This is a genomic window from Puia sp. P3, from assembly GCF_050632245.1.
Classification (GTDB): domain Bacteria; phylum Bacteroidota; class Bacteroidia; order Chitinophagales; family Chitinophagaceae; genus Puia.
Genome location: NZ_CP192583.1, coordinates 4,762,135 through 4,785,482, shown reverse-complemented (window position 1 = coordinate 4,785,482; position 23,348 = coordinate 4,762,135). Strand labels below are relative to the sequence as shown.

The 23,348-nt window shown below is 52.5% G+C and carries 27 protein-coding genes and 1 pseudogene; 19 read left to right on the top strand and 9 right to left on the bottom strand.

Annotated elements, in window-relative coordinates; translation table 11 throughout:
* Positions 1-39: 39 nt before the first annotated feature.
* The 7 genes from ACQ86N_RS29805 (at position 40) to ACQ86N_RS29775 (ending at position 5,183) form a co-directional block, all read left to right on the top strand.
* A complete protein-coding gene (locus tag ACQ86N_RS29805; protein ID WP_431210219.1) occupies positions 40-1,080 on the top strand; it encodes an FAD:protein FMN transferase in 1,041 nt (346 codons plus the stop codon).
* 78 nt (positions 1,081-1,158) lie between these two features.
* Complete coding sequence (locus ACQ86N_RS29800; RefSeq protein WP_431210218.1) at positions 1,159-1,524, top strand: DUF2271 domain-containing protein; 366 nt, start codon at positions 1,159-1,161, stop codon at positions 1,522-1,524.
* Positions 1,525-1,650: 126 nt separating this feature from the next.
* Positions 1,651-2,145 carry a PepSY-associated TM helix domain-containing protein gene (locus ACQ86N_RS29795; RefSeq protein WP_431210217.1) on the top strand — a complete coding sequence of 165 codons (495 nt, stop codon included), beginning with the start codon at positions 1,651-1,653 and terminating at the stop codon, positions 2,143-2,145.
* 10 nt (positions 2,146-2,155) lie between these two features.
* Complete coding sequence (locus ACQ86N_RS29790) at positions 2,156-3,061, top strand: hypothetical protein (protein WP_431210216.1); 906 nt, start codon at positions 2,156-2,158, stop codon at positions 3,059-3,061.
* Positions 3,062-3,210: 149 nt separating this feature from the next.
* Positions 3,211-3,750, top strand: coding sequence for a TetR/AcrR family transcriptional regulator (locus ACQ86N_RS29785; RefSeq protein ID WP_431210215.1), 540 nt, complete (start codon positions 3,211-3,213; stop codon positions 3,748-3,750).
* Between the two features lie 27 nt (positions 3,751-3,777).
* Complete coding sequence (locus ACQ86N_RS29780) at positions 3,778-4,557, top strand: MFS transporter (protein ID WP_431210214.1); 780 nt, start codon at positions 3,778-3,780, stop codon at positions 4,555-4,557.
* Complete coding sequence (locus ACQ86N_RS29775) at positions 4,464-5,183, top strand: MFS transporter (RefSeq protein ID WP_431210213.1); 720 nt, start codon at positions 4,464-4,466, stop codon at positions 5,181-5,183. Before ACQ86N_RS29780 ends, ACQ86N_RS29775 begins: the two co-directional genes overlap by 94 nt.
* Before the next feature lie 29 nt (positions 5,184-5,212).
* On the opposite strand, the gene ACQ86N_RS29770 is transcribed toward ACQ86N_RS29775, so the two are convergent.
* Positions 5,213-5,770 (bottom strand): alpha/beta hydrolase, encoded by a 558-nt coding sequence (locus tag ACQ86N_RS29770; RefSeq protein WP_431210212.1) that lies wholly within the window; start codon positions 5,768-5,770, stop codon positions 5,213-5,215.
* Between the two features lie 368 nt (positions 5,771-6,138).
* Here ACQ86N_RS29770 and ACQ86N_RS29765 point away from each other — a divergent pair, with 368 nt between their 5' ends.
* The 6 genes from ACQ86N_RS29765 to ACQ86N_RS29740 are packed head-to-tail and all read left to right on the top strand — an operon-like array spanning position 6,139 to position 9,928.
* Positions 6,139-7,287 carry a sigma-54-dependent transcriptional regulator gene (locus tag ACQ86N_RS29765; RefSeq protein WP_431210211.1) on the top strand — a complete coding sequence of 383 codons (1,149 nt, stop codon included), beginning with the start codon at positions 6,139-6,141 and terminating at the stop codon, positions 7,285-7,287.
* Positions 7,241-7,579, top strand: a complete 339-nt coding sequence (locus ACQ86N_RS29760) for a hypothetical protein (RefSeq protein ID WP_431210210.1) — start codon at positions 7,241-7,243, stop codon at positions 7,577-7,579. The genes ACQ86N_RS29765 and ACQ86N_RS29760 overlap by 47 nt, the downstream gene beginning before the upstream one ends.
* Before the next feature lie 17 nt (positions 7,580-7,596).
* The gene (locus ACQ86N_RS29755) at positions 7,597-7,818 is read left to right on the top strand and encodes a hypothetical protein (protein WP_431210209.1); all 222 of its coding nucleotides are present in this window, start codon (positions 7,597-7,599) and stop codon (positions 7,816-7,818) included.
* 43 nt (positions 7,819-7,861) lie between these two features.
* Positions 7,862-8,563: a hypothetical protein gene (locus ACQ86N_RS29750; RefSeq protein ID WP_431210208.1), complete on the top strand. Its 702-nt coding sequence runs from the start codon at positions 7,862-7,864 to the stop codon at positions 8,561-8,563.
* On the top strand, positions 8,521-9,141 hold the full coding sequence (locus ACQ86N_RS29745; protein WP_431210207.1) for a hypothetical protein: 621 nt from the start codon (positions 8,521-8,523) through the stop codon (positions 9,139-9,141). The genes ACQ86N_RS29750 and ACQ86N_RS29745 overlap by 43 nt, the downstream gene beginning before the upstream one ends.
* A complete protein-coding gene (locus ACQ86N_RS29740; RefSeq protein ID WP_431210206.1) occupies positions 9,068-9,928 on the top strand; it encodes a sensor histidine kinase in 861 nt (286 codons plus the stop codon). Before ACQ86N_RS29745 ends, ACQ86N_RS29740 begins: the two co-directional genes overlap by 74 nt.
* A 206-nt stretch (positions 9,929-10,134) precedes the next feature.
* On the opposite strand, the gene ACQ86N_RS29735 is transcribed toward ACQ86N_RS29740, so the two are convergent.
* Positions 10,135-11,904: a PAS domain S-box protein gene (locus tag ACQ86N_RS29735; protein ID WP_431210205.1), complete on the bottom strand. Its 1,770-nt coding sequence runs from the start codon at positions 11,902-11,904 to the stop codon at positions 10,135-10,137.
* 217 nt (positions 11,905-12,121) lie between these two features.
* Here ACQ86N_RS29735 and ACQ86N_RS29730 point away from each other — a divergent pair, with 217 nt between their 5' ends.
* The 5 genes and pseudogenes from ACQ86N_RS29730 to ACQ86N_RS29710 all read left to right on the top strand — a co-directional run bounded on the left by ACQ86N_RS29730 (position 12,122) and on the right by ACQ86N_RS29710 (position 15,461).
* Complete coding sequence (locus tag ACQ86N_RS29730) at positions 12,122-12,283, top strand: phosphatidate cytidylyltransferase (protein WP_431210204.1); 162 nt, start codon at positions 12,122-12,124, stop codon at positions 12,281-12,283.
* 81 nt (positions 12,284-12,364) lie between these two features.
* Entirely contained in the window at positions 12,365-13,093 is a 729-nt protein-coding gene (locus ACQ86N_RS29725; protein ID WP_431210203.1) for an alpha/beta fold hydrolase, read from the top strand.
* Positions 13,094-13,156: 63 nt separating this feature from the next.
* A pseudogene (locus ACQ86N_RS29720) lies at positions 13,157-14,104 on the top strand (sigma-54-dependent transcriptional regulator); the annotation flags it as partial.
* Between the two features lie 408 nt (positions 14,105-14,512).
* On the top strand, positions 14,513-15,064 hold the full coding sequence (locus ACQ86N_RS29715; protein WP_431210202.1) for an alpha/beta hydrolase: 552 nt from the start codon (positions 14,513-14,515) through the stop codon (positions 15,062-15,064).
* Complete coding sequence (locus ACQ86N_RS29710) at positions 14,970-15,461, top strand: alpha/beta hydrolase fold domain-containing protein (RefSeq protein ID WP_431210201.1); 492 nt, start codon at positions 14,970-14,972, stop codon at positions 15,459-15,461. Before ACQ86N_RS29715 ends, ACQ86N_RS29710 begins: the two co-directional genes overlap by 95 nt.
* 139 nt (positions 15,462-15,600) lie before the next feature.
* Here the strand turns inward: ACQ86N_RS29710 and ACQ86N_RS29705 are convergent, their stop codons facing one another.
* Positions 15,601-18,003 (bottom strand): tetratricopeptide repeat-containing sensor histidine kinase, encoded by a 2,403-nt coding sequence (locus tag ACQ86N_RS29705; RefSeq protein ID WP_431210200.1) that lies wholly within the window; start codon positions 18,001-18,003, stop codon positions 15,601-15,603.
* Positions 18,004-18,246: 243 nt separating this feature from the next.
* Between ACQ86N_RS29705 and ACQ86N_RS29700 the strand changes: the two genes are divergently transcribed.
* Positions 18,247-19,098, top strand: coding sequence for a LysR family transcriptional regulator (locus tag ACQ86N_RS29700; protein ID WP_431210199.1), 852 nt, complete (start codon positions 18,247-18,249; stop codon positions 19,096-19,098).
* Positions 19,099-19,158: 60 nt separating this feature from the next.
* Here the strand turns inward: ACQ86N_RS29700 and ACQ86N_RS29695 are convergent, their stop codons facing one another.
* The 6 genes from ACQ86N_RS29695 to ACQ86N_RS29670 form a co-directional block, all read right to left on the bottom strand.
* The gene (locus ACQ86N_RS29695; protein ID WP_431210198.1) at positions 19,159-20,355 is read right to left on the bottom strand and encodes an MFS transporter; all 1,197 of its coding nucleotides are present in this window, start codon (positions 20,353-20,355) and stop codon (positions 19,159-19,161) included.
* 262 nt (positions 20,356-20,617) lie between these two features.
* Positions 20,618-20,932: a hypothetical protein gene (locus tag ACQ86N_RS29690; RefSeq protein ID WP_431210197.1), complete on the bottom strand. Its 315-nt coding sequence runs from the start codon at positions 20,930-20,932 to the stop codon at positions 20,618-20,620.
* 314 nt (positions 20,933-21,246) lie between these two features.
* On the bottom strand, positions 21,247-21,807 hold the full coding sequence (locus ACQ86N_RS29685; RefSeq protein ID WP_431210196.1) for a hypothetical protein: 561 nt from the start codon (positions 21,805-21,807) through the stop codon (positions 21,247-21,249).
* 45 nt (positions 21,808-21,852) lie between these two features.
* Positions 21,853-21,999: a lmo0937 family membrane protein gene (locus tag ACQ86N_RS29680; RefSeq protein ID WP_431210195.1), complete on the bottom strand. Its 147-nt coding sequence runs from the start codon at positions 21,997-21,999 to the stop codon at positions 21,853-21,855.
* 25 nt (positions 22,000-22,024) lie between these two features.
* The gene (locus ACQ86N_RS29675) at positions 22,025-22,423 is read right to left on the bottom strand and encodes a response regulator (protein WP_431210194.1); all 399 of its coding nucleotides are present in this window, start codon (positions 22,421-22,423) and stop codon (positions 22,025-22,027) included.
* 186 nt (positions 22,424-22,609) lie between these two features.
* Entirely contained in the window at positions 22,610-23,227 is a 618-nt protein-coding gene (locus ACQ86N_RS29670; RefSeq protein ID WP_431210193.1) for a hypothetical protein, read from the bottom strand.
* Positions 23,228-23,348: the final 121 nt, after the last annotated feature.

Sequence of the window (23,348 nt, the reverse complement as noted above, 5' to 3'; positions counted from 1 at the left end):
CATTTTTGTTGGGGCGTGGAACCGAAAAACCTGTTACTTATGAAATTGATGACCGGATTGCTTGGTGTGCTGATCGTCTTTCTGTCCAGTGCGATGCCTCCCAGAGTCGTTCATGGCTATGTTTTTCGTTTTGAGAATGTACTGGGAACGTCCCTTGAACTGAAGGTAAGAACGGTGTCGCGGGGTGAGTCATCAAAGGCGGAGTCGGCGGTGATGCGGGAAATTTCGCGTTTGTCGGCTATCCTGAGCGGTTATGACTCCGGGAGTGAGTTCAGCCGCTGGCGGCGCACGTCGGATGAGCCTGTCCGTGTGTCGCCTGAATTATATGAGGTGCTTTCGCTCTTCGACCAGTGGAGGGAAAGGACGGGAGGAGCGCTGGATGCGTCCGCGGAGGCGGTGACCAGGCGCTGGAAGGCGGCGGCGGCGCAAAACAGGCTGCCGACGGATTCGGAATTGGCCGCCGCGGTGGCTGAGGTTCGCGAAGTACACTGGAAACTGGATCCTTTAAATCATACGGCAACGCATATCGGCCGGGCGCCCCTGATGCTGAATTCTTTTGCGAAAAGCTATATTATCCGGCGCGCCGCGGATGCGGGTATGGCTGCGGGGAATATCGACGGCATAGTAGTGAATATCGGCGGGGACATCGTCGTTGCGGGTAGTCAGCCGGAGGACGTGCTGATCAGCAACCCTGTGTCGGACGCAGAGAACGAAATGCCAATGGACCGGGTCCGGGTGAGGGGGCGGGCAGTGGCTACGAGCGGAAATTATCGCCGGGGTGAGTTGATCCTCGGGCGGTGGTATTCTCATATTGTCGATCCGCGGACGGGGCAGCCTGCGGGCAGTGTCCTTAGTGCGACAGTTGTGGCGCCGAGCGCGACCGATGCCGGCGCTCTGGCCACCGTCTTCAATGTCCTGAGCACGGATGAAAGTATACAACTGGCGGCGGGGATGCCGGGGATCGACTATCTGATCATAACAAAGGATGGCCGAAGGGTGGAAAGTGCGGGATGGCGGGGCTGGAGCTTACCGGCTCCGGGGAGGCCGCGGCCGGGAAGGCGAATGATTACGAGCTGCTGATCAGTCTCGAGCTGAATCTCCAAAACGGAGGATCTGTCAAGCGGCCCTATCTCGCTGTGTGGGTGGAAGACGAGAACCATGCGCCGGTGCGGACCATATTCTGTATGGCATGGGGCGGAACGGTACTTGCCCGAGCTGAAGTCGTGGTTTTTGAAATACCGCGGGAAGTACGGTTCGGATCAGGCTTTTGCCGGCACGATCACGAGTGCGACCCGCCCTGCGGGGAAATATACGCTTAAGTGGGATGGGAAGGACGACCAGGGGAATGCGGTCAAGCCAGGGAAATATGTGGTCAAGATCGAGGTGTCGAGGGAGCACGGCACTTATCAGCTGATGCGGCAGGAGATAGACTGGAACGGGACGCCGCAGCAGTTGAGACTGCAGGGCAATGTCGAGATATCATCAGTTTCGATGGACTATAGAATGGCTGGAAATGATCACTGACCGTCCCGCTGTCGAACGGCCAAGGGGAATGGCGACGAAAAGGAAAACGGCCATGCTTATCCGCTGGCTGCATATCTATATCAGTATGGCCAGCTTCGCGGTCGTGTTTTTTTCGCGGTGACGGGGTTGACGCTGAACCACGCGGAAAAATTCGGGGATGAAATGCGGACCGCCCAACAAAAGGGGTTGATGAGGGCCGACTGGGTCAAGGGGCCGGACAGTTCGCGTGTGGCCAGGCTGGAGGTAGTGGAATGGCTGCGATCCAGGCACCGGCTGCGGGGGAGGCTTTCGGATTTCAGGATCGACGATGGACAGATCGGTGTTTCTTTCAAGGGGCCGGGATATGCCGCGGATGTATTTATCGACAGGGCGACCGGGGCGTATGATCTCACCGAGACCACTTCCGGATTTGTGGGTGTGATCAACGATCTGCACAAGGGCCGGGATACCGGCAGGGGCTGGTCGAATTTTATTGATATCTGTGCGGTTCTGCTGGTGGTCGTTTCGCTGACGGGGTTTGTGCTGATCCTGTTCATGAAAAAGAAAAGGGTAGGCGGGATTGCGGTTGCCGTTTGCGGGCTTTTTATCGCGTGGCTGGTGTACGAAATCTGGATCAAATAATATTTTTTATATGAAAGTCAAATTAGTCGCGGTGACGCTCATCCTGAGCGGCCTATTTCTTAGCCTAAGGTCGGATGCTCAATTAAAGGGGGTCGACGGCTATTTCCGGTCGTCCCAGAACAAGGACATGGTCGTATCGTTCACGGCAAAGGATACCCTGGTGCTGGCGAAGTTGCTGTGGAATGGAAATGAAGTGCATTTGGTGCCGGTATCGGGCCTGTCGTTCGTTAGTAAGGAAAGTGGAGATGAGGGCCCTATAAATGTGTTGTTTCACAGGGATTCGGTATCGGGCGTGATCGACCGGGCCGACGTAAAAGGGAATGGGAGCTGGGTACGCGCGAACGACTATAGACCGGTCGAGAAAAAGGTGATGGAACATACCGCCGAACAGTTAACGCCTTTTGAAGGACTTTATCAACTGGACAGGGAGGAGGGGAGGTATATCCAGTTGTTCGTAAAGGGAAATGATCTTATTCTGAAGCAGCACTGGGATGGAAGGGAACTTCCATTTGTGCCTGAGTCGGCGCTCGACTTTTATTGCAGGGATATGCCGGCATTCACGCTGAATTTTACAAGGGATCAACAGGGCACCGTCACGCAGGTGGTCGCTTTTGGAAGGGATCGTTGGGTCAGGACGAAGCCTCCGGTATTCGGGGTGGGACAGTTGAAACAATACGAGGGGAAGTTTCAGTCGGCGGACGACCCCGATAATGAGATCCGGCTGGTAGCTACGGACCAGGGGTTGACCGTGGTGCAGCTTTGGGATAAGAAAGAGATTCCGGTGCGTGCCCTGACGGATGGCTATTTTAATAATGCTGATCTTTCGTTCGCTGTGCAGGTCGATAAGGATGGTACGGGTAAAATCAAGCAGGTGGTGTTGCTGGGTATGCAGGTGTTTCGGCCGGCAACCAAATAATTATAATATTGGTTTTCAGAGAATTAGCGCCGGCAGGCGCTTTTTTTGTCCTGGCGCTAAATATATTTTACAAAATCTAGACCGATTTGTCTAGATTTTGTTAGCTTTGTATTCTAGACAGAATTGTCTAGATTTTTAAAACTCGAAATATGACGCAGCCAAGGGGACAGCAGGTCGTCGATAAAATAATGGACGCGACCAACAAACTGTTTTATCGCCAGGGATATAATGTCACGGGAATCAATCAGATAATTGAAGAAGCCGGTATTGCCAAGGGGTCGTTGTACCAGCATTTCGAATCGAAGACCGATCTGCTGGTGGGGTATATCGAACTCAACCATCAGGCCTGGTTTACGAGGGTTACGACACATATCGACAGTGTTTTGGACCCCAAAGAAAAGCTGCTGGCGCTGTTTGACTACCATATTAGCCGCCAGGAGTTAAGGGAATATGGGGGATGCCCTTTTATAAAAGCAAACGACGAGGCCGGGATGGCTGATCCGAGGGTATTGGAAAGCATTCGGCGGGTAAAGCAGCAGTCTAAAGATATGATCAGGGAACTGGTGGTCAATTCCGGTCATAAGCAACTGCTCTCCGATGAAGAACTGACCGAGTTGATCTTCCTCGCGGTCGAGGGGGAACTACTGCGGCATCGGTCTTTAAGAATGCTGCGGATCTGCAGTCGGTAAAACAAATCATTCAAAAACTGATTTAATATGAAACCGTTAAAGAACAAATGGCTGGAACTGGCCATCGTATTGTCGGCTCCTTTACTTTCCGTCATAGACGTATTCATCATCAACGTCGCGATACCTGCCATTAAAAAGGGAGTGAAGGCCACCGACGGCGAGGTTCAGCTGGTCATCGCCGGCTATCTGCTCGGATATGCCGCTTTCCTGATCACCGGTGGAAGAGCCGGGGACCATTTTGGCCGGAAGAAGGTGTTTTTCCGGGGGATGCTATTTTTCACCGTCGCATCCGCGTTGTGCGGCCTTTCCCTGACGCCGTTGCAATTGATCGTGACCCGATTCTTTCAGGGGGTGAGCGCTTCGTTCATGTTGCCGCAGGCTATCGCCTTTATTCAGGTGCTTTTTACGGATACGAAGGAGCGCGCGAAGGCGTTCGGTTTGTTCGGGATCACGCTGGGTGCGGCCGCGATAATCGGGCAGGTACTGGGTGGTTATTTGTCGGAAGTCCGGTGGGTGTTCGACGGATGGAGGCTGATCTTTTTTATCAACGTGCCTATCGGCGCGGTGACGCTGGTCGCGACGCATATCTATCTGAGTGAAACCAACCAGCACCGGAAAAATAAATTCGATTACACGGGAATCGTGATCCTGACCCTTGCCCTATTCTGTCTGATCTATCCGCTGATACAGGGACGGGAAGCGGGCTGGCCAATTTGGAGTATTGCACTTATTGTCCTTTCATTCGGGATCTTTATCTTTTTTATCAACAACCAGAAAAAGAAGCTGCGGGAAAACCGCAACCCCTGATCGATGTCCGGCTTTTCAGGATCAGGGATTTCAATATCGGCCTGATCGCGGTGCTGTTCCATTTTATGCTGCACACGTCGTATCTGCTGCTGAGCGCGGTGTATCTGCAAAACGGATTGGCCGTTTCCGCTGTTCAGTGCGGGCTTTACTTTATTGTTCCCGGCATTCTGTTCATGGTCTTTTCCGTGGTCGCTTCGAAACTGATCATACGGTTTGGAAAGCGCGTTTTGCAGGTGGGGGCGTTGGTCATGGGTATATCCTTTTTCCTGCAGATGAGCCTGTGGAAACCGGGGACAGACGCGTGGCTGATCGTGCTGCTGATGAGCGGGTGGGGTATCGGAAACGGACTCGTGCTGCCGTCCCTGATGAATGTAGCGCTGCGGAGTGTGCCGGCCGAGTATGCGGGTGCGGCGGCGGGAGTCTACTCGACTTTTCAGCAGACGGCATCGGCGCTGGGGATCAGTATTATCGGCGGGGTTTTCTTTTATTTTGCGCGGAGTGGCTGGCAGGCTGCCTATCATGCGGGGATACTGATGATCCTTGTTTGTGTACTCATGGTCAGTCTGATGTTATATCTTTTGCCTGATGGGCAGCCTGTGGTGAAGCCACAGCTGGTAGTGGATTGATCTTGTAACGGTGAGGGTTTAGGGGAGGTTTAAAGTGTCTGAGCTGCGGTGACTATGAATTCGGAGACTTTATCAGGTTGGGACAGCATCGGGACGTGGCTCGATTTGAGCTCGAGCGTAGTTGCGTTGATCATTTTTGCTTCTGCTCTGGTCAGCGGCGGAGGAATGGTTTGGTCGTCCAGGCCGATGACGCACCATGACGGCTTATTTTTCCAGGCGGCTTTAGAGATCTTTGTTTGGGTGGCTTTTGCGGCCCAGGGTACCTGTGTGGCGTAGACGGTGTTCCGGTCTTCGGGGCTCAGGTCCTGTGCAAAATAAGCGTTGACCCCTTCCGATGAAATGGTGAGAAATCCGGACGCGTCCTGCTGAAAGGCTTTGTTGCCGGGGGACGGCGGATATGGTCCTATCACGTCGGCTACGGACTGACCATCGTTGGGTATCAGTGCGTCGACGTAGAGCAGACCGACGACTTTCGGGTCGTTGCCGGCTTCGGTGATAACCATGCCTCCGTAGGAGTGGCCGACCAGCAGAACGGGGCCATCCATCGATGCGATGACGCGGTTGGCGGCCTGCGACGTCGTCTTCAAAGGACGTGAGTGGATTTTGGACGGCTATGACGTTGTAGCCTTTCCTGTGAAGGAGGGGAATGACCCGGGCCCAGCTGGATCCGTCGGCGAAGGCGCCGTGTACGAGGACGATGTTCTTTACTCCTTTGGGGGGCTGTTGGGCCGGGGCCTGCCTTGATGAAATGGTTAGCGCAAGGGCCGAGGCCAGCGCTGTCGTGAACAATTGTTTGAGCGTGTACATAAGGGTGAAGTTTATTGTACCGGTACTGCAACAAGGGTGGTGCCATTATTTTAGGCGTTTGGTTTGCAGCGTTTTAATTTTTATGGGCGCAGCGAGAATCGCGATATTTCGCTAATCCGTGAAAAGCTTGGTGAACAGTGAGTTGTGATTGTATGTTTTATGGTTTAGAAAAATAACTGTTGTAAATTTATTACCGAATACTAACGTAAAAGCCCTTGTATTGAAAGCTAAGATTCTTATAGTAGAAGATCAATTTATCGAGGCCAAGAGCCTTAAGGTTATATTAGCGAATGCCGGATATATGACTTGTTCCATAGCGCGGTCGGTGGCTTCGGCGTTGTCGATCATCGAAGAGGAAAAACCGGACATGGTACTCGTCGATATCTTCTTACAGGGAGAAGGTACGGGTATCGATCTCGGTAAGGTGCTGAATGAAAGGAATATGGCTTTTGTCTATTTGTCAGCCAATTCGAACAGGCAGATACTGGAAGAGGCCAAGCCGACCAAACCCTATGGATTTATGGTGAAGCCATTCCGGGCAAAGGATGTACTGATCATGCTGGATGTCGCGTTGTACCTGCACAAGAACAGAATTCAGGAACGGAGTAGTGCTGTTTCGCCGGAGAAGCCCGCTCCGGTGTCGCTTCCGCATGAGTTCGATCATCTTATCGGCAAGAGTCCGGGGTTCCTCGAAACGCTACAGCAGGCGAGAATGGTCGGTCCTACAGACACTTCCGTGCTGATATTGGGTGAGAGTGGTACGGGGAAGGAGTTGATCGCTCAATCTATACATAAGGTGTCGGCGCGGCGGTTCAAGCCATTCGTCGTAGTCAATTGCGGCACGCTGCCCGCCAATCTGATCGAGTCGGACCTGTTCGGTCATGAAAAGGGATCGTTTACGGGGGCGATGAACAAGCGGGAGGGCAAGTTCGAACTCGCGGATGGCGGTACTATCTTTCTGGATGAGATCGGTGAATTGCCGCTGGAATTGCAGGTCAAATTCCTTCGTGTATTGCAGGAGCGGGAGATCGAGCCGATCGGGGGGAAGCCTAAAAAGATAAGCGTGCGCGTGCTCGCGGCTACCAACAAAGATCTGGAAGAAGAGGTGGCGGCGGGGCGCTTTCGGATCGATCTTTACTATCGCCTCAATGTTTTTCCGTTGTTGTTGCCGTCGCTGCGTGAAAGAAAGGAGGATATACCCGCGCTGGCCAACTTTTTTGCGGAAATTCGCCTCGGAAGACGGCCGGCAGGTGCCTTTATTGTCGCCGCATGCCGTCGATACGCTGTTGCAGTATGACTGGCCGGGGAATATCCGGGAGTTGGAGAATACGATCGAACGAAATGTCGTGCTGGCGAGGGGACCGGTGATAGAATCCCTCGAAATGCCTTTGAGAAGGGCTGTACCTGCAGGCAAGAGCGGTGAGGTTGGATTTAAGACGATCCTGGACAACGAACGGGATCATATACTTGCGGTTCTCGAAAGCTGTAACTGGAAAGTTTCGGGAAAGGGAGGAGCGGCAGAAATCCTTGCCATCAATGTGAGTACCCTCAACTCCAGGATCAAAAAGCTCGGCATTGAAAGGAGATAAATGCCGGAATTCATAAAATGAAATTAAGCCATCTGTTGTTTGCCGTGGGTGTTGTCGGGGGTACGGTTTGCTTTGGTGAACCGGGACCTCCCGCCGGGTATTCTATTGCGAAACAGCGTCTGCAGATGAAGCTGACGACCTCCTTCCTTTATTTTGGGATGCAGGGGCTGCTGGATATGGATAGCGCCGCGATTTTGGTAAGCCAGAGGCGAGCATCTTCCTTATTCCCTTTATTATGACGAGGATTATTTGGGCGGTTCCGACAATGGTGTTAAAAAAGCGTTGGAAAGGGGGAATTCTTATCTGTTCAGGTCGGGCGCCCGTAAGAGTGATCTCGACAGTGCGCTTGTCTGGCTGTCGTCGGCCCGGCGGGAAGCGGATGCGACCGGTGATGTTTACTATCGTCATGCGGTACTGGCGGCGCTTGGGAGGTATTATCTGCAGAATAATGAGGTGGGCCGGAGTAAGAGCTGTTTTGACGAAGCGGTGGGGATAGCGAGGAAGGCGAACAGTCCGGGGTTGTTGTTCAGGGCGTTGGCCAACCGGGGTGTGTATTCGGGCTATGGCGATCCGCAAAAGGGGCGGGATCTGCGTGAGGCGTTGGCGTTGTCCCGGGAGCTGCGGGATACGGTGGGAGAGATCGAGATGCTGACGCGGATATACGAGATCGATTTTGTGCATATGAAATATGATACGGTGCGAAAGCAGCTGGAGCGGGTGACGGAGCTGGAAGAGGCGATCGGATACCGGCATATACACTATAACTACTATGTTCTCTCTTATCTCTATTATACTTCCGGGGACTATGTCAATGTCTTTTCGTATGCGAAGAAGGCTATCGAGGTCATGGAGGCCAATGGCGATCTGGCGTTCTCGAATTTCTTTTACGGCAACCTGGCCAATATCTATGCGCGGTTCGACAATTATGAGAAAGCGCTGGAATGGCTGAGGAAGGGTTTGGGGAGGAGCCGGCCAATAAGGTGAAAAGGATGTGGTATCATCAGCTATGTGTGGTCGCGCTGAATATCTCGAAATTCGGGCATCCTCAGACGGCGATGGACGTCGTACAGGCTACCATACGGGATTATCCGCCGTTAACCGCCGACAATAAGTTCCATCTGTATAATTTTATGGGGTTTACGTATCGTCAGCTGGGTCAGGTGGAGCTAGCGGCGAAATATTATGATATGATGCTTCCCTTTATGGATTCCATTCGAAATGACCGCGAGGAAAGGGATAGGTTGTTCTCGGCGTATCTGGATCTTGCCGATTTTTATATGGATCGTGGCCGGCCTGATCTCACGAAAAAGTATTTAAAGAAGGGGAAAGAATACGCTGAGCCGGGCCAAATATTTCATGTAAGCAAGATTCACGATATACAGTACCGAATCGACTCGAGTGAGGGAAATTACCTGAAGGCGCTGAATGAGTTCAGGCTAAGAAGGCTTGCGGAAGATAGTATCTATAGTTTGCAGAGGAAAAACAAATTTGCCGAAGCTGCAGGTGGAGTACGAGACCCAGGCAAAGGACAGGAACATGCAGTTGTTGGTCCAGAAGGATAAATTGCAGCAGGCCGATCTGCGTCAGTCGGATACCATCAAAAATTTTACGCTGGCTGGGATCGTGGTGATGCTGGTCATCACCGGACTGGTATATGCGGGGTATCGGAATAAACAGCGGGCAAACAGGGCGATCAACGAAAAGAATGCCGCACTCGAGCAGTTGGTCCGGGAGAAGGAGTGGCTGGTCAAGGAGATCCATCACCGTGTCAAGAATAATTTCCATGTCGTGGCGAGTCTGCTGGAGATACAGTCGAGTTATCTGAAGAACAAAGAAGCCTTGTCTGCGATAAAAGAGAGTCAGAACAGGATCCATTCCATGTCGATCATCCACCAGAAGCTGTATCAGTCGGAGACGTTGTCTACGATCCATATGCCCGAATATATCTATGAACTGGTGGAGTATCTGCGGGAGAGCTATTCGATCCGGGAGAATATAAGGTTTGCCCTGCAGATCGAGAATATCGAGCTGAATCATGCGTCGGCGATAACCCTGGGGCTGATCCTCAATGAGGCGATCACGAATGCGATCAAGTATGCGTTTACGAGGTCGCAGGAGGGAATGATCTCTATTTCGTTGTCGCATATTTCGGATTCGCAGATCTTGTTGAGTATTGCGGATAATGGACGGGGGCTGCCGACGGATTTTGATTCGAAGAAGGGGGCGTCGATGGGTATGGAGTTACTGCAGGGGCTGACGGATGATCTCGGGGGTAGTTTTAGTATCGAGACGCATGAGGGGACGCAGATCAAGGTGATCTTTAGTTATAATACATGGACAAACCGTTAATTATAGGCCACTCAATGATCTCGCTAAAGGGGTCTTTCCAGCGGGTGGTGTCGACGATTGGGTGGGTTGAGGCGGCGTATGCGGTGGTGTTTGGGCATAGGGACGCGGGAGGTCCGCCTATGTTGCATCGGTGTCGCCGCCGGATGGAAGCATTTGGCTTAATACCCCGACTAAATTCTCTTTCGTAACCGGCTTGATAAAGAAACTCACCACTTCCTTGTAGGCCGGGGCCTTCTCGTGGTCGGCGGCGTCGATGGAGGAAGCTGACGATGTATATGGCGATCTTTTTGGCCGGCTGCAGGCGGCTGGAATTCGTCAAGGAACTGCCATCCGTCCAGGACGGGCATGTTCAGGTCGAGGAAAATGACGGAGGGCAGGGCTTCGGGCGTATCGAGGATCTGCCGGAGCCGGTTGATCGCTTCGAGGCCGTTGGGGAAAACGAGCACCGATTTGCAGAAACCGAGGACCTCCATCTGTTTGGCCAGGACGTAGGTGAACAGCTCGTCGTCATCGATAATACAGGCTATATCCAGTTGTCTCATGATAGTCTGGTTATTTCCAGGGTAAAGCTGGAACCTTGTCCTGGCTGGCTGTCGGCGAAGATCCTGCCTCCCATGGCTTCGACCTGGTTCCTGACCAGGAAGAGCCCCATTCCCCTCGCGTCCTTGTTGCCGTGAAAGGTCTTGTACATCCCGAACAGTTTGTGGCCGTGGAGGTTCATATCTATGCCGATCCCGTTGTCGGTGATCCTGACGACTATCAGTTCGACGGTTTGGGAGGCGGTTATCTGGATCCTGGGCGCACGGGCCGGGTGTCTGTACTTGATGCTGTTGCTGATGAGATTGATGAAGACGCTTTCGAGGTAGGCGGGGTTGAACCGTATTGCCATGCCTTCGGGGATGGCGATCTCGAAGTCGGCGCCTGATTCCTCGGATGGACGGTGAGAGAATGGTCAGCACGCGCTGGATCTCCTTCCAGAGGTCAAGGCTTTCGCGGTGTTCGAGGCCGTTGTCGTGGATGGTGACGACGTCGTTGAGTTCGGAGAGGGTCTCCAGCAGATTGGCGGCGGCCGTGCCGAGCATGTTGATCTGCTTTAGTTGTTCGGCCCTGTCCGTCTCCGCGACGACCATATCCGTCAGCATTTTGATATTTCCGGTATGCGACCGGAGATTGTGAGAGACGATATGGGCGAAGTTGAGCAGGCGGCTGTTCTGGGCGCTGATGATCTCTGTGCTTTTTTTGAGTTCAGTAATGTCCTTGATCTGGGATACGAAATAGAGGGGTTCGCCGGTATCCGACCGTACGAGTGAGACGTTCAGCAGGGCCCAGACGATATGGCCGTCCTTGTGAAAATAGCGTTTCTCCATGCTATAGGTCTCGATCACGCCGCTGACCAGCTGTTGGAGCTGGTGAAGGTCGGAGTCGAGGTCTTCGGGGTGTGTGATGTCCTGAAAGGTGATTTTTAATAGTTGGTCTTCGGTATATCCCAGCAGCTGGCAAACGCTGTTGTTGACCTTTATCCAGGTGCCGGTAAGGGATACCAGCGCCATGCCGATGGGGGCATAGCGGAAGGCCTGCGAGAGCTGCTGTTCTCTTTCCTGCACCAGCCGCATGAAGCTGACCTGGGAGGTGATGTCTTCCAGTGTTCCGTAGACGCTGAAGGCTTGTCTGTCGGCGTCCATGGAAGCGCGCATCCGGAGCCTGACCCATTTTTCGTTGCCTCTGGCCGTGGCTATCCCGAGGTCGGCCATGCGCTGTTCTCCCGTGGTAACCACTTCGTGATACATCTGCCGGACGCGGTCGGGGTCCGGGTAAAAGGAGAAGAGCTCCGCCGGTGAGATCTTGCCGGGCGGTACCTCAAATATTTGATATACGATATTGTTTACGTAGATCTCACTGGTTCCGGTGTTGTATTCCCAGATGCCGAGGCCCACCAGAGGGGCCACCAGCTGGTATAATTCGAGTCTTGTTTGCATAGTGCCGATCGCTTGCGGCAAAAGTAAGGGATTCTTTGTTGTGGGGAGGAGGCTGTCATGGCGATATTCCGGGTCGCCGGAGTAGTAGAATACACTTAGATGAGATTGTAAAGGTTTGACGTCTGGGATGCCGATTTTGGTGCAGTTGCTGCGTGGCACAATGTTTTAGTGTTTTTTGCTAAAAGCTGTGGTTATTCCCTGTTAAAATCAAAAAAATATGAAAGCATTTTTATTTTTGACCAGCGTGCTGATGTTGCTGGCTCTTCCCGGATGCGCTGTCGCGGGAGGTATCTTTAAGGCGGGTGTATGGGTGGGTATTTTAGGTGTGGTGGTTGTTGTCGCTATTATTATTGCGATCGTGGGGAAGGCGAGAAAATAGTGGGCGGGACGGGTCGCCATTATATTTCTTTGAAGAGTTATAATTCCCGCTATTTTCCGGGTTGTCGGCGGTTTTCCATCTTTGCCGGAACAGAAAAAACACAATTATGGAAAACGGAAAAAAAGGCCGAGTATCGTATTCTGTCATGGGATCTGGGCAGACGGCTCCTGCTGGAGCAAATTGATCCCTACGCTTCAGGAAGAAGGTTACGAGGTTATTGCGTGTCAATATACACTCCAGACCGTTGCTGAAGACGTAGATATTGTAAGAGGTTCGCTGGGCAGGGTCAGCAGCCCCGCGATACTCGTGGGGCACTCCTATGGTGGTAGTGTTATCACGGCAGCGGGTATAGACGACCGCGTTGCGGGGCTGGTTTATATCGCTGCCCTTTGGCCGGACTCCGACGAGACGTCGCAGAGTCAGCAGGACAAGTATCCGAAGACGGACATCTTTTCGAACGTCGAGGTGGCGGATGGACGGGCCTGGATGAAGCATTCCGGCACTCAATTTTTTGCGGGGGATCTTTCGGCGGAAGAGCAACAGCTGGTATGGGCGACCCATTTTGCACCCAATGTCAATCTGTTCAACACGACGGCGCATGGAACGGCGTGGAAAACGAAGCCGAGCTGGTATATCGTAGCGACCGATGACAAGACGGTGCATCCGCAATTGCAGCGCGACGGAGCGAAAAAGATGGGGGCGAGTACGTTTGAAGTGGCCACCAGTCATGTTCCCATGCTTTCGAAGCCCGAATTTGTGCTGGATGTGATCAGGAAAGCCGTGAAAGGGGTGGAAACTGCGAAAAAATAGTAAAATGGCCCTCTTCGAAGGAAGGGGGCTTTTATTTTACGCCTGGTTTCTTTAAATTTCAACATGAAGAAAAAGATACTCATTGTTGAAGATGGGATCGTAGAGGCGAATAATCTTCGTGTGATCATGGAGAACGCGGGATATGCGGTATCCGGCCTGGTGGACTCCTATGAAGGGGCGATCGCCAGTCTTGAAAAGGAAATCCCCGATCTTGTTCTGCTGGATATTTTTTTGGCCGGCGCTAAAACGGGGATAGATATTGCGCATATCCTGAAGGAACGAAATATTGCTTTTATCTATTTGTCGGCCAATTCCAATAAGGAAACGCTTGAACGGGCGAAGGTGACAGGGCCGTATGGTTTTCTGGTGAAGCCTTTCCGAAAAAAGGATATTCTTATCGCTCTGGAGATCGCCAATTATCTCCATGAGCAAAAACAAATGATACGCGACCGGGAAACTTTTCTGGCGACGTTCGAAAAACCTTCGAGTTTCCCGGGCATTATAGGAGATTCGCCGGAACTGCTGAAAGTATTTCATCTCGTCAAGGTCGTCGCTCCCACGGATACGGCAGTATTGATACTGGGAGAAAGCGGTACCGGGAAAGAGGGTATCGCCGAAAATATCCACACTGCATCTTCCAGAAAGTCAAGGCCTCTGATAAAAGTGAACTGTGCTGCTTTGCCTGCGAGTCTGATCGAAAGCGAATTATTCGGTCACGAGCGGGGGCTTTTACGGGCGCAAATGAGCAGCGTATAGGGAAATTCGAGCAGGCCGGCAAAGGCACTATTTTTCTGGACGAAATAGGCGACATGCCGATCGATCTGCAGGTCAAGCTACTTCGGGTCCTGCAGGAAAAAGAAATCGACCGGGTTGGCGGAAAAGGCAGTATCAAGGTGGACATTCGCGTTATCGCGGCGACCAATCTGGACCTTGAAAAGGAAGTCATGGAAGGGAGGTTTCGAATGGACCTCTACTACAGGCTCAATGTTTTTCCTATCCGGATGCCGCCGCTAAGGGAGAGAAAAACGGATATCCCGGCACTTGTCGTCTATTTTATAGAGCGGTTTTGCAAACACAACAATCTCGGTGTCAAAACGGTCGCGGCGGCGGCAATGGAAAGTCTTTTATCCTATCCCTGGCCCGGCAATATCAGAGAGCTGCAGTACCTCGTGGAAAGAACTGTTTTGCTGACGCCGGGAGAAAGCATTAAGGAATTTATACTGCCCAGTGTCGCTGCCGGTGCAGTTGAGGCTGCAGCGGCGCCCGGGGTAAAGACTATAAGGGAAATGGAGGCCGAGCATATCAGGGCGGTCCTGCAGCTTTGCAAGGGTAAGATCTATGGTCCCGGCGGAGCGGCGGAGATGCTGAAAATACCATACAGCACGCTGGTCTCCAGGATCAAAAAATTGGGTATAAAGATTGAAAAACGTTATCTCTAGTCACATGAATCTTTCCCGGTCTGTAAAGGAGTTTCTGGAACACATGAATGCACGCGGAGTGTTTGCTGACAGTCAGTCCATCGATGAGATCCGGGGGGCTTTTGTTTCGGTGCAGACGCCTCTTGCTGTGGATCTTTCCGGTGTGACCGAAACACAAAGATCAATTTTTCCCGATGGTCCTGAAATCCTGTTGAATATTGTGAAGCCGATGGGCGCCTCCGGAGCATTGCCTGCCTTTTTATTTATTTACGGAGGTGGTTGGGTTATGGGGGACTACCCGACACACAAAAGAATGGTTCGCGATCTCGTCCTGCTCACCGGATTTACCGGGGTGGTCGTCAATTACACGCCATCGCCCGAGGCAAAGTATCCGCAGGCACTGCATGAAATTCATACGGCCGCCAAGCTGGATATTGGAAAATGGAGAAAATATTCAGGTGGATACCGGGAAGATAGGGATAGTAGGCAACGGGGTCGGCGCAACGATGTCGGTTGCGGTCGCCCTTATGGCGAAGGCGGACGGCGGTCCTGAATTCAGGGTACAGATACTTATGTGGCCGGCTATGAAAGCCGAATTCGACACCGCCTCATGGCAGGTATTTCACCGGGAGCGGCTTCTTACCGCGGAAAGGATGAAATGGATGTGGGACCAGTATACGACGGATGAGGCGCAGCGCAGGGAAATTTATGCTTCTCCTTTACATGCAACACCCCAACAACTGAAGGGGCTGCCGCCGACGCTGATCCAGGTAGCGGAAAATGATATCTTACGTGATGAGGGGAGGAATTTGGCCGGGCGCTGGATAACGCGGGCGTGGTGGCAACAACGGTTATCTACAATGGGGTTATTCACGATTTCGCTGTTTTTAACGATCTGTCGGAGCTTCCGCAAACGAGGAGCTGTCTTTTGCAGGCAGCCGCGGAATTGAAGAAATATTTAGGATAAAGCCTGAGTTGCGCCGGCTAAGATGTGTCCCGGCATAAATTCGACGACGACCAAAACCCCTTCGCTACTGCTGCGGATGGTGAAATTTCCCGCTAGTTTCCGGCCAATGCTTTTCATGAGTGTCATCCCAAGGGAATTGACCTCACCTTCCGGAACTTCGGACATCCCGATCCCGTCGTCTGCAATTTGCAAAATAACCTGCCGCCAGCCATTTTTCGCATGGTGACGGTGATGTGCCCTGTTCGCAGGGCGTTGTGGTCGGTGTTGCGGGGGAATGCGTGTTTGATAGAATTTGTTATCGCTTCGTTGAGGAGCATACCGATCGGCATGCCGGCAGATATATCCAGTTCAATGGGTTCTATATGCTGCGTTATCGTGATCCTGCGTTCGCGTGTTCCAAGGGAACCGCTAAGGAAAGAGCATAGTTCGGCTATATAAGGCGCCATTTCGAGAGTAGTGACATTGGTGGACCGGTAGAGTTTTTGGTGCAGCAGGGAGATTGTTTGTATCCTGTTCTGGCTGTCCAGCAAGGCGCTTCGTGCTGCCGGATCGCTGAGGTATGCCGTTTGAAACTCCAAAAGGCTCATAACGGTATGGAGGTTATTTTTTACCCTGTGGTGGACTTCCTGCAATAAAAGATTCTTTTCCGTCAGGAGCTCGTTCTTTTCCCCGAGCAGTCTTTCGAGTGTCAGATTCTTATCGTTGATCTCGGTCTGCTGTTCAAGGAGCTTTCGGACATTCCGGCCTTTGCTGCGATACGCATAATATGCGGATCCGGCGAGCAACAGCAGCACGATGATCCCGCCAAATTCGAGTTGCCGGACGAGAGATGCCTGCCGCAGCTGATCACGCTGGAGTTGGCTCTCGCTGCGAAGCAGCAGGATCGACTGTTCTTTTTGTTTGGCCTGGTACTGCACTTCCAGGGACTGAAACTGCCGCATTTTTTCGGCATTGAAGATCGAGTCCCGGATGGCGTCATGCCGGATGTAGTGTCCTATCGCCGTGCGGAGGTCTCCCAGCGCAGAGTCTGTTTTGTATAAAAGGAACTCGAATTCGCCGTCGGCGCTGGACTGTCTGTTTAGCGGGGGATCAGCCTGCGCCTGACGCAAATATGTCCTTGCCAGTTGATATTTACCCCAGTGGACATAAAATCTGCCGGTGTACAGATGGATCCTGAACGGATTCAACTGGTGATGGCGAAATATACTTTTGCTGATGTCGCGCTGGGCGGCCGTGTCCAGGTCCGGCAACTGGCGGAACCAGTAGTCGGCTTTCTGATAGGCGTTGAGGGCGTCATAAATAAGGCCATAATCGTACGCAATAGCCTCCTGTTGTTCGGCGGAGATGGGAGGATGCGCCGTCCTGAACTTTTCCATGTATGCCAGCGCCTTTTCCGGATAGCCTTGTCTGACCAGGGCGTCCACCACGAAGGTGGTAAAATAATGAGCCTCAGATGCCCGAAAGCGGATCGCCTCTTCCACGGCGATCTGCCCGAAATTCAATTCTTCGCCGAAAACGCCGTTCTGCTGATAGATCAACGCCAACTGGCCACATACCTGTCTTCTGAATGAGTTGTTCTCCCGGCCCAGGGCATTTGACGAACGAAGCGCATAGTCAAGTGCTTTGGCGAGGTCTCCTTTATCGAGATAAAGATTGGACAGCTCGTAGTTGGTATTGGCCGATGGTGCAGTGCCTGTCTTTCCCGTCTCCCGGAGAAACTGCTGAAATTCTGCCTCAGCGGAATCGTACTGGCAAACGAACCGATGCATAACTGCAAGGTCCCGCAGGGAGTAGAGCGCGGCGTGGCGGTCTCCGGCCGCCATGTAGGCCCGGATGGACTGGCGGCAGGCAAAGATGTGATATGCGGAGGTCTGGCTGGTGACGGGCATGTACAGATTCATTTCCGACCAATAATTGCCTTCGCTTCTTTTGTCTCCCTGGGCGACGCAGTTGTTGATAATGGCCAGTATGGCATTTCTGCCATTTTCCATTTCCCCGTGTTCAAAGAGATATTTGGCCTTTACCATCAGATATTCATAACGCCATATAGTGGATTGCATCGAGTCGGCAAGCCGTAAAGATTCCGCAAGCCAGGGGAGGGCTTTTTCGAGATAGGGGATATCGATGGGTTGATGGTTGACAAAGTGCTCTGCTATCAACAGATGCAACCGGATTCGTGTATCGCCATATGCCAGTGTAAGCAGCGCGGTCGCTGGCTTTAGCTGGTTCAGCCACAGATAGTCCTGGCAGATCCGTTTAAGCACTTCGTTAGCACCGGATGTATCATGAATGGCGGTACTGATGGTATATGCCTGGCGGAGGTAGATCAGGCTGGTATCGACATTACTGACTTCGCCTTTCTTGTCAAAAATATGTGCGATCGCGATCAGCATTCTCACTTTTGGTGTGTCAGGCGGGAGCGCCTCCGTCTGACGAAGGATCTCCGACATCGGAATAGAATCACTGAGAGAGGGGACGACCACATGACTCTGGTACTGAGCGCGGGCAAGTATCGCGTTCGTCATCAAAAGCAAGATAAAGACTATGAATTTTGGCGACGGCATAGAACCTGAGTGGTTATGAAGGTACGAATACGGCAGGGATAAGTCTTATTGAATTCTGGATTGTCTGTTTTAGTTCTCTGATTTCGCTAATTAGCGAAATCAGAGAGGCGCTTTGTTTTTTGAAGCCGGTCCAGCTGGTTGAATGCGAATGCGGTATCAGTTGGCATAGTATAGGATACGTCCTCTTTATTAACCTCAATTTATATGCTGAATTTAGAGTGGTTCAGAACATTCAAAGCAATCTATGAAACGGGTAATCTATCCAGTGCGGCGAACAAATTATTCATTTCTCAGCCGGGGGCCAGCCTTCACCTGAATTCGCTGGAGGAGTATGTCGGATATCGTCTGTTCGAGCGGGACACGAGGAAAATGGTAGCCACCGAGCAGGCGAGTGTCTTATATAATTATATCGTCGATTCGCTGAACACACTGGTTGAAGCGGAAGATGCGTTTTGCCGGAACTCGGTGGATGTCAGGCCGACGCTTGCTCTGGGATTGGGTTACGAAGCATTTGAACATACTTTGGCCGAATACATTGCGCAGCTGCCTTTCAATCTGACCGTAAGATTTGGCGAGGCTACCCAGATGCTGCACGATCTCGATGTAGGTACGCTCGACCTGGTGCTGACTTCCCAGATAGGGCCGCAGCGCAGCCTTGAATATACGTCATTCGCGAAAGAGCGGATCATTCTGGTGTGCGGGGACCTAACGGATACAACCAAACTGGATCACCTGATCTCGACCGGGCAACGAACTGCGGCCGGGGACTGGCTAAAAAGGCAGGGATGGTATACGACGGCCGCTGGTATATGTTACCTGAAAGATTTCTGGCTGGCCAATTTTGAGTGCCCGCCCGACTTCAGGCCAAACTATATATTGCCGCATTTTGGGGCTGTCCTTTCCTGTATTCGTAGCGGCGAAGGTTTTGCTGTAATGCCGGATTTAGTTTGCAGGGCGGAGATGGAGTACGGGTCGGTCCGGTTGGTGTGGGAAGGCGATCCGCATGTAGATACAACCATTCATTTTGGAAAGCGAAAAAAGCAGGCGCGAGACTGAGATTCGGCGCCTGCAGGATCTGTTGATAAAAAACTGGCATCGGGATAGTGTACGATCTGTTTAGCTACAGACCGCCTCTGAGGGCTGCAGGGCAGGGACCGTCTTTGATCTGGCTGATCGCTTTTGGGGATCGGTGATAAAGGTGAGTGCAAGTGACAGTAAGAGCAGGGGCACTGTCATCCAGATAACCGCGTGAATGCCGTATCTGGCGATGATGGCGCCGCCAAGCAGGGTGCCGATGGTAATACCCGCGTTGAAAAAAGAGGGGAGGAGGCTGTTGACAAAATCGAGAGCAGGTTCCCTGATGTCGTGGGTAAGATGAAGGTTGGCTGCCAGGAAACCACCGGTATGTATAAAGCCCCATATCGAGAGTATGATGACCATGGGTATAAAATAGCCGCCGAACTGGTAAGCCAGTATGTGCATTACCACCAGCAGAAGGAGTGTGAGGCGGACAGTGGCTGTGACATTCTTACTAAGCGCCACACCTGTAAGCCAGTTGCCGATGATGCCTGCGCCGCCGAAGACGAGGAGCATGACGCTGATCTGTGCGCCGTTCATGTGTGAAACCTTGTCCAGGTATTCGGCGAGGTAGCCATAGGTGGCGAACATGCCTGCCAGTATAATGGTGGATGCGAGGAGTTTGACCCATATATGGACATTGGCCAATATTTTTATCTGACCGGCCGGGTTTGCCTGGCTTTCGTTGACGGGCATGGATGGCGCAAAGAGATAGAGTGCGCCGAAGGCGAGCAGGTTGATGATGGCTGCGACGATGAATGACGCGCGCCAGTTGAACAGATCGGCCATGTAGGTTGTCAGGGGAACGCCGAGGACTGTAGCAACGCTTAGACCTCCCATTACAATGGCTATGGCTTTGGGTGCGTCTTTGGGCCCGGCCTGTTTGGCGGCTGCTGTCATGGCTACTGCCCAGAATACGGGGTGTAAGAAGGCGGGGAGAATGCGGGCGATCATGAGGACGGTGAAGTTGTGTGCTATTGCGGAAAGCAGGTTCGAAACTACGAATATGCCGAGTACGAGGCACATGACGAATTTGCGGTTCAGCCGTGCGGTAAGCATGTTGGTGAATGGTCCTGCGAGGGCGACGGTCAGAGCGAATGCGCTAAGGAGCCAGCCGGCGGTATCGATCGAGATATGAAATTCTTTTGCGAGGTCGGGTAGGATGCCGATAACGCCGAATTCTGTGGTTATAATGCCGAAGGCGCCAAGCGCCATGATGTATATTGTTCGTTTCATAGATTGCAGTATTTAAATGTTTCGATGTATTAAGGTGTTGAATGTCAGCTAGATCGATGAAATTTGCAGGGCAAAGATACGGATTATATCAATATATTGAAATGTTTCTATAGATTGGATTGTTTGAGAGGGAGGTGATTGTGGATTGTCAGAGAGGGAGTGATTGTGGATTGTTGGGAAGGAGTGATTGGCGGGTAACCAGGATCATCGGTGATCAGGGATGGTGGTTGATAGCCTGGACGGGTTTGTAGCTGTGGGCGGGCTATTTTTTTGATGGTTGGGAGATCAGTGATTTGGGGTGGGAGGGGGCAAAGTACCAGGCGGCGGAGATGCCGAAGAAAGTTTCCTGGCTGGACGCATATCGCCCGCTGTAGTAGTATTGTCCCAGATAGACATTGAGATGAAGCTGGTCGTTGCAGGTGTATTCGATGCCTGATGTGAGTTCGGTCATCATGCTTTGTTGTGAATTGAAAATATAGCCAATTCCGGCGGTAAAGGTGTTTGTCCATCGGCCTTGTTGAAAGATATTGAGGTTGGGGCGGATCTCGATGTAGTTGGCCGTGTCCTTCCCGTCCATTTTTGCCGAGGTTGATCCTGCCGTAGTCGAGGCCGAGGCTGAAGACGTCCCACTGCTTGCCTATCTCGAAGGCGAAATTTGCCTTTTCGGCGAAGGTTCCCGGATTGTTGGAGAGGCTTGGGGCCAGAGAGATATAGGTTTGGGAGAAACAGGTGGAGGACAGGAGGGATAGAAGGGGAACCATGAATTTTTTCATGGATCAATATAGGGAAAGTCTCCGAATAAAGGAATGGGAGTGGGATTTCTCCGTGAACCGACGGTGGGTGAGGGGGTGAACCGGCGGTGGGTGGGGTGAACCGGGGACGGATGGGTGGTCAGGGATGGTCGGACGTGGAGACCGAAATTGGATTTCGGGTGTTTGTTGCAGGGGAATCCGGCGGCTGGATCTGTTGTAACGCCTTTTTGTCGAGGTCGTCAAAGTGCTTTCTGATCCGCCGTAGCGAATAGATGGCGCTTTTGTTGAGTTCTTTCAGCTCTTTTATGGACTGGGACTGTTCCGCGACCAGCGAATCCAGACGCTGCATTTTTTCGTGATAGCGGGGGTCTTCCGCAGGGGTCTCCGACTGGGTAGGGCCGGCGGTTTGGTGAGTTAGGGGTTGGCCTGTCCCGCGGGCAGCGTTGGGGTGTATGCGAACTTCGACGAATATCATTGCGGCGATGCACAGGACGACTAAGCCGCCGCCCAGTGCGATTGATCCGGTCAGTTTGCGCTGTGCGGATAACTGTTCGGCTTCGCGGAGGCGGATCGAGTCGTTCAGCTGTTGTAGCTGCTCAAGAATCTTTTCCCGTGTCTGATTTGCAGTGCCGGTTGAGTCGTCTTTCTGACGAAGGCTGGCACTGATATCATCCAGGTGTTTGTACAGTCGTTGAAACATGGCTATTATATGCCCGGCGGATGACGCTATGTCTGACAGATGTCGCTATGCCCGGCGGATGACGCCCAGAATGATAGAGATGATCGCGATGACGAGGAGGATATGGATAATGCCTCCGGCGTGGTATCCGACAAAACCAATCAGCCAGCCAATGATCAGGATAACAGCGACGACGTAAAGAATGCTTCTCATGGTGATTTATTTTAGTTGATATAAATTAGTTGTTTGTGCAGGGGTGATCAGGGATTTGACAAGTGGCGATGAGGTACTCCCTGGTAAACGGTTTTCGCAGGAAGGCGTCGGCGCCGGACTCGAGGGCGTAGTCGCGGATGGCGACGTCGATACCGGATATGACGATGACCTTTATTCCCGGCTGAAGTTTGCGGAGAACGCCGATATAGTCAAGTCCGTGGCCGTCGGGAAGCCGGTTATCTAAAAGGACAAGGGCGGGCCTTGTCTCCTGGAGCCGTATACGCGCTTCCGAAAGGCTGCCGGCATGGTCAACCTGAAAACCCTCATCCTGCAGGAGGCTTCGCAGCAAAATGAACATTTCCATTTCGTCGTCGATCAAAAGGATAGTGAGATTGGTTGTTGGGGTTTGAGTGGGGTCGGTCATTTCCTGTTATTTGCTTTTAGTTGACTATTCAACTAACAGACCAGACCGAAGAAAAAGGAAACGACGAGGGAGTTGCGGGGTATTTTGGTCAAATTGTGGAATATATGACACGGAGGAACAACAGCTTATGGGGGCATTGAGAATTGAGTAGGGGGTAGGGGACTGGGGTGACTGTTTCCGGAATGTTTAGACCCCGAGGTCCAGATCGAAGCCGGTTTCGATGAGGCCCGCGTCCATTTTGACCCAGAGGTTGCCGTTGAATTCGCAGAGCAGTTCGCGCGCGAGGGCCAGATAGAAGCCTTCAGAGGGAAAGGGTGTTGCGTCGCCGGCTGACCGGTTATTGACAAAGCGCTCGACTTTCCGGCCCATGCGGGCGAAGAGAGTTGCCGAGCGCAGGCGCAGTGTTGCCCGCAGCCGGTCTGCGGTCAGGTCGATGCGATCCACCGAGATCTCGCCGTCTTCCGCCAACTCGCAAAACCAGTGGAGGATCATCTCCAGTACGAAGCGGATCTCTTCTGCAGGGAGGGTGCGGGTTGCGCCGCTTCTGTGCCGGTCGGTCAGCGTGAACCGCCGGGCGAAGGGCTGTTGTTTGAATGAGGCGAGAAGTCCGCGAAGGAGCTTGTGGGTATCGGTCATGCACCAGGGGCGCCGGCGGTCAAGCTGGCTTACGACGCCCCATTCGAGGAGGGTGTCCAGAATGGTCAGTGTCTGGCGGAACTGGCGTCTGGCGCGCGGCGCGACTTCAGTTCCGAAGGTGGTACCCTGATGGTCTTCCTCGGCGAGGTCAAAAAGTTGCTGTCGCATTCAGGGGTGTCTTTACCTCCTTGTCGAGCAATTCCAGGAGCCTGGCCTGGATCGCCATCGTCTTTTTTAAGCGGATGCCTGATTCTGTCTCTTGCACGTTGATAGTTGGTTAGGTTTTCCG

Excerpts from the sequence above, each read along its gene's own strand:
- ACQ86N_RS29735 (WP_431210205.1), bottom strand. The coding sequence starts at position 11,904 with ATGCAAACAAGACTCGAATTATACCAGCTGGTGGCCCCTCTGGTGGGC.
- ACQ86N_RS29695 (WP_431210198.1), bottom strand. The coding sequence starts at position 20,355 with ATGAAACGAACAATATACATCATGGCGCTTGGCGCCTTCGGCATTATA.
- ACQ86N_RS29755 (WP_431210209.1), top strand. The coding sequence starts at position 7,597 with ATGAAATTAAGCCATCTGTTGTTTGCCGTGGGTGTTGTCGGGGGTACG.
- ACQ86N_RS29800 (WP_431210218.1), top strand. The coding sequence starts at position 1,159 with ATGCGCCGGTGCGGACCATATTCTGTATGGCATGGGGCGGAACGGTAC.
- ACQ86N_RS29745 (WP_431210207.1), top strand. The coding sequence starts at position 8,521 with ATGGCTGAGGAAGGGTTTGGGGAGGAGCCGGCCAATAAGGTGAAAAGG.
- ACQ86N_RS29780 (WP_431210214.1), top strand. The coding sequence starts at position 3,778 with ATGAAACCGTTAAAGAACAAATGGCTGGAACTGGCCATCGTATTGTCG.
- ACQ86N_RS29700 (WP_431210199.1), top strand. The coding sequence starts at position 18,247 with ATGCTGAATTTAGAGTGGTTCAGAACATTCAAAGCAATCTATGAAACG.
- ACQ86N_RS29690 (WP_431210197.1), bottom strand. The coding sequence starts at position 20,932 with ATGGACGGGAAGGACACGGCCAACTACATCGAGATCCGCCCCAACCTC.
- ACQ86N_RS29670 (WP_431210193.1), bottom strand. The coding sequence starts at position 23,227 with ATGCGACAGCAACTTTTTGACCTCGCCGAGGAAGACCATCAGGGTACC.
- ACQ86N_RS29785 (WP_431210215.1), top strand. The coding sequence starts at position 3,211 with ATGACGCAGCCAAGGGGACAGCAGGTCGTCGATAAAATAATGGACGCG.
- ACQ86N_RS29805 (WP_431210219.1), top strand. The coding sequence starts at position 40 with ATGAAATTGATGACCGGATTGCTTGGTGTGCTGATCGTCTTTCTGTCC.
- ACQ86N_RS29675 (WP_431210194.1), bottom strand. The coding sequence starts at position 22,423 with ATGACCGACCCCACTCAAACCCCAACAACCAATCTCACTATCCTTTTG.
- ACQ86N_RS29705 (WP_431210200.1), bottom strand. The coding sequence starts at position 18,003 with ATGACGAACGCGATACTTGCCCGCGCTCAGTACCAGAGTCATGTGGTC.
- ACQ86N_RS29685 (WP_431210196.1), bottom strand. The coding sequence starts at position 21,807 with ATGTTTCAACGACTGTACAAACACCTGGATGATATCAGTGCCAGCCTT.
- ACQ86N_RS29790 (WP_431210216.1), top strand. The coding sequence starts at position 2,156 with ATGAAAGTCAAATTAGTCGCGGTGACGCTCATCCTGAGCGGCCTATTT.
- ACQ86N_RS29730 (WP_431210204.1), top strand. The coding sequence starts at position 12,122 with ATGAAAGCATTTTTATTTTTGACCAGCGTGCTGATGTTGCTGGCTCTT.
- ACQ86N_RS29680 (WP_431210195.1), bottom strand. The coding sequence starts at position 21,999 with ATGAGAAGCATTCTTTACGTCGTCGCTGTTATCCTGATCATTGGCTGG.